The sequence below is a fragment of the Alcanivorax sp. HI0083 genome (assembly GCF_001635175.1).
Genome location: NZ_LWFX01000440.1, coordinates 1 through 638, shown reverse-complemented (window position 1 = coordinate 638; position 638 = coordinate 1). Strand labels below are relative to the sequence as shown.

Sequence of the window (638 nt, the reverse complement as noted above, 5' to 3'; positions counted from 1 at the left end):
TGGCGGCGGGCCTGGTAATGGGCATCATGATTATTCCGTTTGTGTCATCCCTGGCAGATGACGTGATTACGGCGGTGCCCCAGGCCATGCGTGACGGTTCATTGGGGCTGGGCGCCACCAAGAGTGAAACCATCAAGAAAGTGATTTTCCCGGCGGCGCTGCCGGGGATCATGGGGGGCATTTTGCTGGCGGCCTCCCGTGCCATTGGTGAAACCATGATTGTGGTGATGGCCGCCGGCCTGGCCGCCAATTTGACCGCCAACCCGCTGGAAGCGGTCACCACCATCACCGTACAGATTGTGACTCTGCTGACCGGCGACCAGGAATTCGACAGCGCCAAGACCCTGGCGGCCTTCGCCCTGGGCCTGATGTTGTTCATCACTACCCTGGTCATGAATATCTTCGCGCTGCATATCGTGAAGAAATACCGCGAGCAGTACGACTAGCGTCGGGAGAAAAATGATGAGCCAAACCACAGAAAAAGTTCGCAAGACCCTGGCCCGACGCTACCGGGCAGAGAAACGCTTCAAGGCCTTTGGTCTTGGTGCGATTGGCATCGGTTTGATGGCGTTGGTGCTGCTGTTCACCGATATTATCGGCAAGGGTCACAGTGCTTTCGTGGAGTATGAAATCCAGCT

The 638-nt window shown here is 57.1% G+C and carries 2 protein-coding genes; both read left to right on the top strand.

Annotated features, from left to right (window positions below; translation table 11 throughout):
- Window positions 1-446, top strand: a 446-nt coding sequence (locus tag A3754_RS04515; RefSeq protein WP_156496787.1) for a PstC family ABC transporter permease, incomplete at its 5' end; no start/stop codon positions are given.
- Window positions 447-459: 13 nt separating this feature from the next.
- A partial coding sequence (locus A3754_RS25945; RefSeq protein WP_369817577.1) for a DUF3333 domain-containing protein occupies window positions 460-638 on the top strand: 179 nt, incomplete at its 3' end.